Source organism: Streptomyces sichuanensis (genome assembly GCF_020328095.1).
GTDB lineage: Bacteria > Actinomycetota > Actinomycetes > Streptomycetales > Streptomycetaceae > Streptomyces > Streptomyces cinnamoneus.
In genome coordinates this window covers 54,892-67,242 of the sequence record NZ_JAIXMK010000013.1, presented here as the reverse complement: position 1 = coordinate 67,242, position 12,351 = coordinate 54,892, and the positions used below count along the sequence as shown (strand labels likewise).

Genomic DNA, 12,351 nt, shown 5'->3' with positions numbered 1-12,351 from the left:
CGTCGTCAGGACGGAAAGACCGCCGCCTCTACGAGGCGGCGGTCACGCTCATGTCGTTCCGCGGACGTGCCGGCCGCAGCCGGGTGCGGCCCGGTGTGCGGCTATGCGGTCAGGTGGCGTAGCAGCGGACGTTGGTGATGACTCCGTCGGTCCTCTCGGGATTGAACACCCATACGGTCACGGTGAGCTGGGAGTCCGGCTCGATGCAGTGGCCCGTCCTGGGGGACTGGATGGCGATGGTGCCGTTCGAGCCGTCGTCCGTCACGGTGTACCAGTGGTCCGGGTTGCCGCCCTTGTTGAAGATGCTGCCGGCGGTGGTGACGTCGAACTGCAAGGTCCACTCGCAGATCCGGTTCTGGGTCGCCTGCAGGGTGAAGTTGTACGTCCATACGTAGCCCTGCCAGTCCGGGGGCCAGCTCTGCTGGTTGGGGCCGGACTTGGTGTACTTGGTGTCGACCTGGGCCGGCCCGACCTGAGTGCTGACGGAGCCCTTCTTGTCGGGCGAGGTGTTGGTGACCTTCCCGGTGTCGGTCTCGGAGGTGGCGGTGATGCCGCCGGTGAAATCCCGGTTGATGGTGCCGGTGAGCAGCACGACGGCCTTGCCCCCCTGGGGGAAGGCCGAGAAGGGCTGGGTGAACGTGCCGCCCGTCGCCGTCCCCTGCTCGGCGACGACGCCGCCGGACACCCGGGAGGCGTCCAGGACGACGTCCGTGAGTTGCTGGGTGGCGCCGGTGAGCTGGGCTTCCGGGACGGCCGACGGACCGTTGTTCACGACCGTCATCCGGTACGTGATCGGCGTTCCCGCGTCGGCGTTCGCCGGGCCGGACATGATGAGTGGTACATCGGCCTGGGCCGGGGGCGCCGTCACCGTGGTGGTGACGGAATCGGAGGAGTGGGAGGAGGTGTTGGCGACGATGTCCGAGGTGATCGTGCCGTCGCAGGTGATGTCGCCGGACGTACCCTCCCGGACGGTGCCGTTCAAGGGGATGATGGCCGAGCTGCCGACCGGAAGGGTCAGCAGCTGGGTGTAGGTGCCGTCGTCGACGCTGCCCTGGCCGGCGGTCGCGCCTCCGGTGAGGACGAGTTCCCCGAGGGACGCGCCGGTGACTTCGCTGGGGATCTTGCCGTGGACCTTGGCGTCGGGGGCGGCGTTGGGCCCGTTGTTCCGGACCTTGATCGTGTAGCCGATCGGCGATCCGGCCTGCAGCGTCTGCGGGCCGGTCATGTGCAGCGGCATGTCGGCCGGGAGGGTGACTTCGAGGTCGCGGATCTCGTAGTCGTTGGTGTTCGCGCCGGTCGCGGCCGACAGGCCGAGCTTCAGCGTCTCGGGGAGCGGGGCCTGTCCGCCGGCCGTGGAGAGGTCGTAGTTCTCGATCAGGGGCTGCCAGTTCTCGCCCTGACGGACCGCGACCGTCACCTTGTTGGAGATGATCGACAGGAGGACACGGGTGGGGGACTCACGGGTGAGGCTGAGCGTCGGCAGAGCGGCGCCGCTGAGGTACTGGTAGCCGTCGTAGCCGTTCCCCGAGCCGCGGAGGACGGCGAAGTCGGGCTGCTGTCCCGGGCCGCCGTTACCTGCCTGCTGCGGGTTGGAGAACGAACCGTACTGGTCGATGCCGATGCCCACGTACCCCTTGGTGACGCCGGGCGCCGCGTCCCCCTGCCCCTTGTGGTAGCAGGCGTAGCCCAGGGCCCCGCCCGGACCGCCCGGCTCGGTCTGGGCACTTCCGTCGATCAGGAAGAACGACATTCCGTCGGCGGGCGGGTTGCTGCCTCCGTAGGCCGCGAGGTCGAACTGCACCGAGATCCCGCTGTCGCTGGGGAAAGCGACGTCGAACAGGGCGGTGCCCGCCTGGAAGGTACGCGCCTGGGTGAGGCTGAGCCAGCCCTCACCGGTCATATGCGCCGAGCCTTCGAGCCTCCAGTCGGCCGGGGTGGACGATCCGGCGAAGGACTGCCGGTAGGGGAAGATCGACATTTCCAGGACCTCCGTCCGATGCGCGGATTCGCATCCGCGTACGTGCTGTCAGCGGGACGCTACGCCCGGCTCATCGAGGTGCACATCGGCCCCATCGCGCCATCGGCGGGCGAACGGCGCCATCAGGACAAGCCGGTGGGTACAGGCCGGACATGGAGGGTCGTCCGGCACGGTGCGGTGCAGCTGGGGAAGCGCTGTCCAGGGGCCTGTCCAAAATGCCGCGATCGATCGTTTCTGCAGAGCCCCGCGGTCGCACCCATTGCCGGAATGGCACGTCATCCCCGGGGCCCGTCGCCATTTATCGCCCGTCAACGGGATGGTGAAGTCCCGTTCGTAGCCTGCTTCTCACCCCTTCCGCTTCCCGTGCGAAAAGGAGCACTGTCATGAGGAAACCGAGCCGAGGCGCCCTACGCGCCGGCGCAGCGCTGGCCGTCGGCCTTGCTGCCGTTTCGGCGAGCATCGAGCCCTCGGCAGCCGCCGACGGGTCGATGGTCATCGAAAGGCGGGACGGCGGCGCACCGACCCGGCCGATGTCCCAGATGCAGGCACAGGCTTACCTGTTGGGCGTGCTCAAGGCCCAGAGAATGCTGGACAAAGAGGTGCCTCTCAAGCAGGCCCTCAATCAGGCTTTCAACGGTGCCGGCAAGCCCACCGGCGCCTATAGGTACAAGAACCGCCCGGTCCTGCACGCCAGCTCGGGGAACGGCCAGCAAAGCGCCACCCTCTTCTACTACAGCGAGGCCGGCACGATGACGCTGTTCGCCATAGGCGAGCACAAGACGTCCACGAGCTACAAGATCAGTGTTTATGGCCAGAAGGGCACCGACTTCGCCGAGGGCAGGACCATATCCCTGAACTGACGCCTCACGCCCGCTCAGAGGGCGGCGCGTGCAGCGTGCCGGACGACAGGGTGGACCGCGTCCTGTGTGACTCCGGCCTGGCCTGCCTGGCCGGCCTCGCGCGGTCGAGCGCTCTGCAGCACGGGGCCCCGGGCTTGTGCCACGACGCCCGGGGCCCCTCCAGGTGAATTCGTTGCGCGGCCCGCCGGCCCCTCTGCTCACCCTCGCCGGGCTGTTCCCGACCCTCGCCTGCGCCGGCCATGTCCACGAGGCGGCGCACCCTGGGCGGGTCACGCCGTCCGCGGATGCGAAGATCGCGCCGTGAACACGCATGCGCACGACGAGCCCGGCCGGCCGCCCGTCGCCCCGGTCCGGGCCGGCATTCCCGAACACGGCCGGATCCCCAAGTACTACGCGGTCAAGACCCAGGTGGCCGGCCTGCTCGACGAACTGGGGGAGGGGGGCCTGCTGCCCACCGAGCGGGAGCTGGCCGCGCGCTTCGAAGTGGCCCGGGAGACCGTACGGCAGGCCCTGCGCGAGCTGCTGCTTGAGGGGCGGTTGCGCCGGATGGGGCGCGGTACGGTCGTCGCAGGGCCGAAGCTGGAGCAGCCGCTCGCCCTTGCCAGCTACACCGAGGGCGTGCGCCGCCAGGGCCGCCGCCCCGGACGTACCCTCGTCGGCCTGGACCGTCTCGCCTGCCCGGCGGCCCTCGCCCCCGACCTCGGGGTCGAACCCCTGGCCCCCGTTTGGCACCTGGAGCGCGTGCTGCTCGCCGACGACGAGCGGGTCGGGCTGGAGAGCACGTACGTGGCGGTGGAGCGTGCACCGGGACTGGACACGGACTTCGATCCGGACTCCTCCTTCTACGGCTACCTGCACGAGCGTCTCGGCATCGGGTTCGGGGACGCGGACGAGCGGCTGGAGACCGTCCTGGCCACGCCGCGCGAGGCCCTGCTGATCGGCACGCCACCGGCGCTGCCCATGCTGCTGATCCACCGGGTGTCGCGGGACACGGAGGGGCGGCCGCTGGAGCGTGTGCGCTCGCTCTACCGAGGGGACCGGTTCTCCTTCACCGCCCATCTGCGCGGCGGGACGTGAGGGGAAAGCCAGGCCGCCAATCACCATCGTCCACTGATATTACGAAGAGATAACGGGTCTAGTCCAAGTTTGAGCCCCGGTTTCCCTTCGGTTCTCCGGACGGTCACCGTCGGGCCACTCGTCCCGACGACCGTTCGAGTCATGCGAGTCATAGTCGTCGGAGCCGGCGTCCTGGGAACCATGCACGCCTGGCAAGCAGTTCAGCGCGGCCACGAGGTCGTGCACATCGAACGCGAGGCGGAGGCCCGGGGAGCCTCCCTCCGCAACTTCGGCCTGATCTGGGTCAGCGGCCGGGCCGCGGGCGAGGAGCTGGCCACCGCCCTGCGGGCCCGCGACCTGTGGGAGGAGATCGGCGCCGCCGTCCCCGGCCTCGGCTTCCGCGCCAACGGTTCGCTGACCGTCGTCACCACCGAGGCCGAACTGGCCGTCGCCCGCACCGCCCTGGCCCGCCCCGATGCCGCCGCCCGGGGATTCCGCCTCCTCACCCCCGACGAGGTGCGGACCGTCAACCCGGCCCTGCGCGGCGACATCCTCGGAGCCCTGGCCTGCAACCGCGACGCCGCCGTGGAACCCCGCACGGCCCAGCGCGCGCTGAAGGAGGCCCTGCTCCGCTCCCACCGCTACACCTTCCTCGGCGGTCGCGAGGTCCGGGACGTGGTGGACACCGCCGGCGGGTCCGCCGTCCGGGACGACCGAGGCGAGGTGCACAGCGGCGATGCGGCCGTGCTGTGCACCGGCGCCTGGCTGGGCGGCCTCGTCCGCGAGCTCGCCCCGCAACTCCCCGTCCGCCGCGTGCGACTGCAGATGATGCAGACCGCACCGCTGGACGAGCAGCTCACCACCTCCGTCGCCGACGCCGACAGCTTCCGCTACTACCCCGCCTACGGCGGCACCGCCCTCGACACGATGGCCGCCGCCCAGGCCCAGCCCGACGTCGCCGCCGAGCACAAGATGCAGCTGCTCATGGTGCAGCGCACCGATGGCGGACTGACCGTCGGCGACACCCACGAGTACGCCGAGCCCTTCGGCTTCGACGTCGACGAGGCCCCGTACGGTCACCTCACCTCCGTCGCCGAACAGCTCCTGGGCCGGCCGCTGCCGCCGGTCCGCCGGCGCTGGGCCGGGGTCTACGCACAGTGCGTGGACACCACTCGCGTCGTGCACCGCGAGCGCGTGCGCGACCACGCCTGGCTGGTCACCGGCCCCGGCGGACGCGGCATGACGTGCTCCCCGGCGATCGCCGAAACCACCGCGAACGAGCTGGGCTGGTGAGGGACATGACTCGGCGCACCAAGCGCACGAACCTGGTGGTGCTGGACATGGCCGGCACCACCGTCGCCGACGACGGCCTGGTCGAGCGGGCCTTCGGCACCGCCGCACGGGCCCTCGGCGTCGAGCCGGGCACCGTCCACCACGACGAACAACTCGCCTACGTCCGCGCGACGATGGGCGAATCGAAGATCTCCGTTTTCCGTCACCTCGCCGCCGGCGACGAGGAGCAGGCCCGGCGCGCCAACGCGGCATTCGAGTCCGCCTACGGACGGCTGGTCACCGAAGGACACTGCCATCCCGTCCCGGGCGCCCGCGAAGCGATCGAACGGCTCCGCGCCGACGGCCGCACCGTCGTCCTCACCACCGGCTTCGCCCGCACCACCCAGGACGCCGTCCTGGCCGCCCTCGGCTGGACGGACCTCGCCGACCTCACTCTCTGCCCGGCCGACGCCGGCGGGCGCGGACGCCCGTACCCCGACATGGTCCTCACGGCCCTGCTGCGCACCCGAGCCGCGGACGACGTACGGCGGATCGCGGTCGCGGGCGACACGTCCTCCGACATGCTCTCCGGCACCAGGGCCGGGGCGGCCCTGGTCGCCGGCGTCCTGACCGGAGCCCACGACGAGGCCGCGCTCCGCGCCTCCGGGGCGACCCACGTCCTCGGCTCCGTCACGGAACTCCCCGATCTGCTCGTACGGGCGGAGGACGGCCGTTGAGCACAGGCATCCGATTCGACGGCGTGACGGTCGCCTACGGCAAGAACGTCGTCCTCGACGCCCTCGATCTCACCGTCGAGCCGGGAGAGGTCATGGCACTGCTCGGGCCGTCCGGCTCCGGCAAGACCACCGCCCTGCGCGCGGTCGCCGGTTTCGTGCAGCCACTCGCCGGACGGGTCTTCATCGGAGACCGCGACGTCACCGGCCTGCCGCCCCACCGGCGCGGCATCGGCATGGTGGTCCAGCAGTACGCCCTCTTCCCCCACATGCGGGTCGACGCCAACGTCGCCTTCGGCCTCAAGGCGCACAAGGTGCCGCGGGAGGAGATCGCCGCGCGCGTCGCCGAGGCGCTGGAGACGACCGGCATGGCCGGACACGCCAAGCGCTACCCGCGCGAGCTGTCCGGCGGGCAGCAGCAGCGCGTCGCCATCGCCCGGGCGCTGGCCATCCGGCCCGGCGTACTGCTCTTCGACGAGCCGCTCTCGGCCCTCGACGCCCCACTGCGCTCCGGCATGCTCGCCGAACTCGCCCGACTGCACCGCGACCTGCCGGACGTCAGCATGCTCTACGTCACCCACGATCAGGTCGAGGCGCTCACCCTCGCCGACCGGATCGCCGTCATGGACCGCGCCCGCCTGCAGGACTGCGGTACTCCGCAGGACCTCTACCGGCGGCCGCGCACCGCTTTCACCGCCTCCTTCGTCGGCAACGCCAACCTCCTTCCGGTGACGGTCACCGGCCACGGCGTACGCCTCGGCGACACGGCCCTGGACGTGCCGACCGGTGACGCCGCAGCGGGTGCCCCGGCCACGCTGTGCCTCCGCCCGCATCTGGTCGGGCTGGGGGAGGGGGCGAACGCCCTGCGCGGAACGGTCGAGGAGGTGCAGTGGCGCGGTGTCACGCACCGCCTGGGCGTCGACGTCGCGGGGCACCGCGTCACGGCCGAGGTGCGGGAGCTGCGCGAGCCGCCGTCCCCCGGCACCGAGATCACGCTGCACTTCGCGGCGGACGACGCGGTGCTGCTTCCGGCAGGCGAGGCCGGAGGTGCCGCCCATGGCTAGCTGCGAGCTGCCGCTCGCACGGGCGGCCGCCCCCGCCTCCTCCCGGCGGATTCCGGCCTGGACCCTGGCGCTCCCGCCCGTCGCCGCCCTCGGCGTCTTCTTCCTCCACCCCCTCGCCCTCGTCCTGTGGCAGTCCGTCTCTCCGTCCGGCGGTGGGCACGGATTCTCCGCGTACACAGAGGTGTTCACCCAGGCCGCGTTCCGTGACGCCCTGCGCAACACGGTGCTCATCGCCGCCGGCGCGACCGCCGGCGCCCTGCTCCTGGGCTTCGCCCTCGCCCTGGTCATCGCCTTCGTTCCGTTCCCCGGCGGCAAGGCGATCGGGCGTTTCGTCGACGTCTTCCTGTCCTTCCCCTCCTTCCTCATCACCCTCGCCCTGCTGTTCGTCTACGGCACCGCGGGCATGGCCAACGGCGTATGGACCGGGGTGACCGGGGCCGCGTCCGGCCCGTTCGACTTCCTGCACACGCCCTGGGGCGTGCTGCTCGCGGAGATCACGTACTTCACGCCGTTCGTGATGCGTCCGCTGCTCGGCGCCTTCTCGCAGCTCGACACCGCACAGCTCGACGTCGCGGCCTCGCTCGGTGCCCGCGCCCCACGGATCGTCCGGCAGGTGATCCTGCCCGAAGCCCTGCCCGCACTGGCGGCCGGCGGCTCGCTCGTCCTGGTGATGTGCCTCAACGAATTCGGCATCGTCCTCTTCACCGGTGCCAAGGGCGTGACGACCCTGCCCGTACTCGTCTACGGCAAGGCCGTCCTCGAAGGGGACTGGACCGGTGCCTGCGTGGTCGCCGTCGTCAACGTCGCCCTCTCCCTGGCGCTGTACGGGCTCTACCGGACGATCACCACCCGCATGGAGGGAGCCCGCCGTGCTCGTGCATAGCCGTCGTGCCCGCCGGACCGTCCAGGCCGTCTTCCTCGCCCTCTTCCTCCCCGTCTTCGCGCTGCCGTTCCTCGTCGTCGTGGCCGCCTCCCTGGCCACCACGTGGAGTGGGGCGCTCCCTTCCGGTGCGACGCTCGACCACTACCGGACGGTCGCTCACGGAGAGGCGCTCGACGCCCTGATCACCAGCGTGCTCACCGCCCTCGCGGCCTCGGCGACCGCCCTCGTCACCGGCACCTGGGCGGCCCTCGCGGCCAGGGGCTCGCGCGCCCGCCGCGCGATCGACCTGCTGTTCGTGCTGCCGGTGGCCGTACCGTCCGTGGTCGTCGGGCTCGCCTTGCTCGTCGCCTTCTCCAAACCCCCGTTCCTGCTCAACGGCACGCCCGCGATCGTCGTCCTGGCGCACACGATCCTGGTGACGGCGTTCGCCCACCAGTCCGTATCGGCGGCTCTGGACCGCCTCGACCCCGCCTACGAGCAGGCCGCCACGAGCCTCGGCGCAAGCCCCCTGCGTGTCCTGCTGCAGGTGAAGCTGCCACTGCTCCTGCCGTCCCTCTCCGCCGCCGCAGGGCTCTGCTTCGCCCTGTCGATGGGCGAGCTCAGCGCCACGATGATGCTCTACCCGCCCGACTGGCTGCCCTTGCCCGTCAAGGTCTTCGCCACCACCGACCGCGGCGCGCTCTTCCCCGGAGCCGCGCTCGCCGTCGTCCTCATGGCCACCACGCTCCTCGTGCTCCTCGCCGTCTCCCGGGCCCGCACACGAGCCTCCTACCGCTGATCCCCCACCTCCCGCCGCCTCAGTGCCGACTTCGATGGAGTCCCCCGTGCCCCGTCCCCGTACGATCCTCCCGCTGGCCGCCCTGCTCGCCCTCCCGCTCACCGCGTGCGGCGGGACGGCCGACGCCGGAGCGAAGGAACTCACCGTCTACAGTGCCGACGGCCTCAAGGCGGAGGACGGCTCAGGCTTCTACGACAAGGTCTTCGAGGACTTCGCGAAGAAGACCGGAATCAAGGTCAACTACGTCGAGGGCGGCTCCGGCGAAATCGTGCAGCGCCTGGCCCGGGAGAAGTCCAACACCAAGGCGGACGTCGTCGTCACCCTGCCGCCCTTCGTCCAGCAAGCCGACGGCAAGGGCCTGCTGACCGCCTACCGGCCCGAGGGCTCGGACAAGGTCGCGGAGGGCGACAAGGACCCGTCCGGCAAGTGGACCGCAGTCGCCAACAACTACTTCTGCTTCATCTACAACTCCAAGGAGCTGGACAACACTCCGCCGAAGACCTGGAAGGACCTGCTGGACGCCAGATTCAAGGGCAAGCTGCAGTACTCCACCCCCGGCGTCGCGGGCGACGGCACGGCCGTCCTCATCAAGGCCATGCACGACCTCGGCGGCAAGGAAGCCGCCATGGCCTATTTCAAGGACCTGCAGAAGAACAACGTCGGCCCCTCCAAGTCCACCGGCCAGCTCGCCCCGAAGGTCGACAAGGGCGAACTCCTCGTCGCCAACGGCGACGTCCAGATGAACTTCGCCAACATGAAGACGATGCCGAACCAGGGCCTCTTCTTCCCCGCGGGCGACAGCGGAAAGCCCACCACCTTCGCTCTCCCGTACGCGGCCGGGCTGGTCAAGAACGCCCCGCACACCGAGAACGCCAAGAAGTTCCTGGACCACCTGCTCACCGAGCAGGTGCAGCGCGACGTCTCGGCCGTCGGCGGCGGCTTCTCCGCCCGCACGGACGTCAAGGCGACCGACCCGAACGCCGCGTCCCTCGCCCGCATCATGAAGGGCGTGGAGGTCTTCCGCCCCGACTGGGCCGACGTCCACCAGAACCTCTCCTCCTACGTCGCCGCGTGGAAGGAGGCCACCCGCAGCTGACAGGGACGCCGCCTCTCCAGAAGGAGGTCAGTACCAGATGGCGACCGGCCGGCCGTCGCGGTCGTGTTGCGGTGGATCGGGAAGGGACCTCGCGCGGCCCCGCGCGATCCGGTACGCGGTCCACGCCACGGCCGCCGCGTCCAGCACGTCGTCCGGCGGCACGCGTCCCGCGTCCCCGAGGTCGTCCGGGAGGACGATCCCGGCGGCCTCGGCGAGGAGCGAGCGCCGTGCCGCCTGACCCGCCCAGCTCTTCTTGCGATGAAGCAGCGGCGTGCCGCCCGCCAGGGCCCAGAACGACACCTCGGCGTGCGCCTCGAAGAGCCGGCCCCCCTCCGGCTCCGTCAGGCAGGCGCCCGCCTCCCGGAGCTTGGCGACGAGCCCCCAGCTCTGCCTGCTCAGCCCGGCCCCGGTGAGCTCCCGGCACCGGCGGCTCGCGACCTCGTAGCACTCCTCCTGCCATACCGCGCGCGGCGGCACCCGGAAGACGCTGCTCCGCAGCGGTCCCAGCACGCCCGCCGCCTCGGTGTCCGCGCGCCGCCACCCCGAGTCGAGGAGGCCCAGCGGCATGTCCACCGCCACGACCACGGCCCCGGCGGCGCCGGGCAGCAGGGAGCGCAGGGCGGTGACGTGCTGCGCCGCCGCGAACCGGCCGTCACGCAGCTCGACCGCGACCCATCCGGCCGGGCACGCGTCGACGCCGAGGACAGTCGTCATGTCAGCTCACGTCCCTCGAACGGTGCCGCCGGGGGGGGGTAGCCGTGCTCCCCGTACAGCCGGACGAAGTGAGCCGGCACGACGGACCTGCGGCGCACCAGTCCGCGGGGCGTGCGCGCGTAGAGCTGGACCAGGTCCTGGCCGCCGGGCCCGATCGGCTGCACCAGGCGGCCGCCGGCCCGCAGCTGCTCGATCAACGGCGGCGGCACCCGGGGAAAGGCGGCGGAGACGACCACCGCGTCGTAGGGAGCCCGGTCCGCCATGCCGAGCGTGCCGTCACCGAGGACGACCTCGGCGTTCTCGATGCCCTGGGCCGCGAGGTTGGCCCGGGCCCGCTCCGCCATGTCCGGCCACCGCTCGACGCCGACGACCGAGGCGGCGAGCCGGGCCAGCAGCGCGGTCTGGAATCCGTATCCACTGCCGATCTCCAGAACGTGCTCGTCACCCGAGAGACCGAGCGCGGCGACCATCATGGCCACGAGGGAGGGCTGCGTCGTCACCTGACCGTGGTCGATGGGCACCGGCACGTCCACGTAGGCCACGGCCCGGTGGGATGCGGGGACGAAGGCCGTGCGCGGGATCGCGCACAGCGCCCGCAACAGGCGCTCGTCCGTCACGCCCGCGGCGCGGGCGGCCCTGACCAGGTGCTCGGGGCCGGAGTCGTGGCTGGGACGGGTCATCGTGTCCACCTCTGTCCCCAGGCTATCCCCCTGAATCCGTGTGCACCCGGTGTGCCGCAGGACGAGGAATCCTTCGTCACCGCCCCGGCGCACGCCGTGGAGCCGCCCCGGCGCACGCCGGTCCGAGCCGCTGACCGGCGTTGTTACTTCGTATCGGAGGCGTATCGGGCAGGTAACCGGGTGAGCTGCCCCCGGGGCCCGGCCCGTACGGGTCGGTGACGCTTCGGGCGGACCGGAGCACATGACTTTGGGGGAGCAGCCATGATCCGCAAGCGCACCGCCTTGATCGTCTCCTTCGCCACGAGTGGAGCACTTCTGCTCACCGCCTGCGGCGGAGACGACAAGGACAGCTCCACACCCGCTTCTTCGGCGGCCGCCACCGCGGCGGGCCGGGGAAAGTCCGCTGACGGCAGTCCGTCGGCCGGGCAGGCCCCGAGCCTCCAAAGCGGAACCGCGAAGGCGAACAACGCCCCGCCCAGGACGGGCGACTGGGCGAACGAGCCCGGAAAGCCGGCGGTGAAGCCCGAGGCCCAGCGGTGGGTGCAGGTGTCCGCGTCGAAGGCCGGTGCGCTGAACCCGGTCGTGGTCAACGGCGCCGGGTTCACCCTCTACCGGTTCGACAAGGACAGCGCGAATCCGTCGAAGTCCACGTGCAACGGCGACTGCGCGTCCACCTGGCCCCCGGTCGTCGTCGCACCGGGCGGCAAGATCTTCCTCGACGGCGTCGACAGGTCGAAGGTCGGCACCGTCAAGCGGGACGACGGCACGCTTCAGGTCACGGTCGGGGGCTGGCCCGTCTACCGCTTCAGCAAGGACACCGAGCCCGGCGAGACCAAGGGCCAGGGCGTCGGAGGCACCTGGTTCGGGGTGACCCCCGACGGCAAGAAGGCGGGCGGCAACGCCGGCGGTGGCAGTGGCAGCGTGCAGCCCAAGCCCGCCACGAGCGTCGTGCTCTTCGACGACCGGAACTTCGGCGACCCCTCCCAGGGGCTGGCCGGCAAGGGTTGCCAGAACGTGGCCCGCGACAACGTCGCCTCCTCCCTCCAGGCCCAGGGCAGCCTGAAGATCTGGTCCGAGCGGAACTGCACGGGCAAGTCCAAGATCGTCAACGGTGACGTGGCCGACCTCGCGGCCATCGGCTTCGACAACGACGTCTCCTCGGTCTTCTTCGGCTGACCGGGGCACGGGCCTGCAGCGCGGGCCCCACGCGATGACGGGCGCGAGGGCCGCCATGCA

General features: G+C 71.3%; 12 protein-coding genes. 9 read left to right on the top strand and 3 right to left on the bottom strand.

What is annotated here, in order from left to right; translation table 11 throughout:
• Window positions 1-109: 109 nt before the first annotated feature.
• Window positions 110-1,978, bottom strand: coding sequence for a lectin-like domain-containing protein (locus tag LE181_RS06795; RefSeq protein ID WP_225660245.1), 1,869 nt, complete (start codon window positions 1,976-1,978; stop codon window positions 110-112).
• 383 nt (window positions 1,979-2,361) lie between these two features.
• On the opposite strand from LE181_RS06795, the gene LE181_RS06790 reads away from it, so the two are divergent.
• The 8 genes from LE181_RS06790 (at window position 2,362) to LE181_RS06755 (ending at window position 9,721) form a co-directional block, all read left to right on the top strand.
• On the top strand, window positions 2,362-2,838 hold the full coding sequence (locus LE181_RS06790) for a hypothetical protein (RefSeq protein WP_225660244.1): 477 nt from the start codon (window positions 2,362-2,364) through the stop codon (window positions 2,836-2,838).
• Window positions 2,839-3,138: 300 nt separating this feature from the next.
• The gene (locus LE181_RS06785) at window positions 3,139-3,915 is read left to right on the top strand and encodes a GntR family transcriptional regulator (protein WP_225660243.1); all 777 of its coding nucleotides are present in this window, start codon (window positions 3,139-3,141) and stop codon (window positions 3,913-3,915) included.
• 141 nt (window positions 3,916-4,056) lie between these two features.
• Window positions 4,057-5,187, top strand: coding sequence for a TIGR03364 family FAD-dependent oxidoreductase (locus LE181_RS06780; protein WP_225660242.1), 1,131 nt, complete (start codon window positions 4,057-4,059; stop codon window positions 5,185-5,187).
• 5 nt (window positions 5,188-5,192) lie between these two features.
• Entirely contained in the window at window positions 5,193-5,903 is a 711-nt protein-coding gene (locus LE181_RS06775; RefSeq protein WP_225660241.1) for a phosphonatase-like hydrolase, read from the top strand.
• Window positions 5,900-6,964, top strand: coding sequence for an ABC transporter ATP-binding protein (locus LE181_RS06770; protein WP_225660240.1), 1,065 nt, complete (start codon window positions 5,900-5,902; stop codon window positions 6,962-6,964). The genes LE181_RS06775 and LE181_RS06770 overlap by 4 nt, the downstream gene beginning before the upstream one ends.
• The gene (locus LE181_RS06765) at window positions 6,957-7,847 is read left to right on the top strand and encodes a 2-aminoethylphosphonate ABC transporter permease subunit (protein ID WP_225660239.1); all 891 of its coding nucleotides are present in this window, start codon (window positions 6,957-6,959) and stop codon (window positions 7,845-7,847) included. The genes LE181_RS06770 and LE181_RS06765 overlap by 8 nt, the downstream gene beginning before the upstream one ends.
• Window positions 7,834-8,625, top strand: a complete 792-nt coding sequence (locus tag LE181_RS06760; RefSeq protein WP_225660238.1) for an ABC transporter permease — start codon at window positions 7,834-7,836, stop codon at window positions 8,623-8,625. The genes LE181_RS06765 and LE181_RS06760 overlap by 14 nt, the downstream gene beginning before the upstream one ends.
• A 34-nt stretch (window positions 8,626-8,659) precedes the next feature.
• On the top strand, window positions 8,660-9,721 hold the full coding sequence (locus tag LE181_RS06755) for a 2-aminoethylphosphonate ABC transporter substrate-binding protein (RefSeq protein ID WP_225660237.1): 1,062 nt from the start codon (window positions 8,660-8,662) through the stop codon (window positions 9,719-9,721).
• A 27-nt stretch (window positions 9,722-9,748) separates the two neighbouring features.
• Here the strand turns inward: LE181_RS06755 and LE181_RS06750 are convergent, their stop codons facing one another.
• Together LE181_RS06750 and LE181_RS06745 are read right to left on the bottom strand one after the other, a co-directional pair.
• Window positions 9,749-10,435, bottom strand: a complete 687-nt coding sequence (locus LE181_RS06750; RefSeq protein WP_225660236.1) for a DUF429 domain-containing protein — start codon at window positions 10,433-10,435, stop codon at window positions 9,749-9,751.
• A complete protein-coding gene (locus LE181_RS06745; RefSeq protein ID WP_225660235.1) occupies window positions 10,432-11,115 on the bottom strand; it encodes a protein-L-isoaspartate(D-aspartate) O-methyltransferase in 684 nt (227 codons plus the stop codon). Before LE181_RS06745 ends, LE181_RS06750 begins: the two co-directional genes overlap by 4 nt.
• 261 nt (window positions 11,116-11,376) lie before the next feature.
• Here LE181_RS06745 and LE181_RS06740 point away from each other — a divergent pair, with 261 nt between their 5' ends.
• On the top strand, window positions 11,377-12,291 hold the full coding sequence (locus LE181_RS06740) for a hypothetical protein (protein WP_225660234.1): 915 nt from the start codon (window positions 11,377-11,379) through the stop codon (window positions 12,289-12,291).
• The last annotated feature ends 60 nt before the right edge of the window (window positions 12,292-12,351 follow it).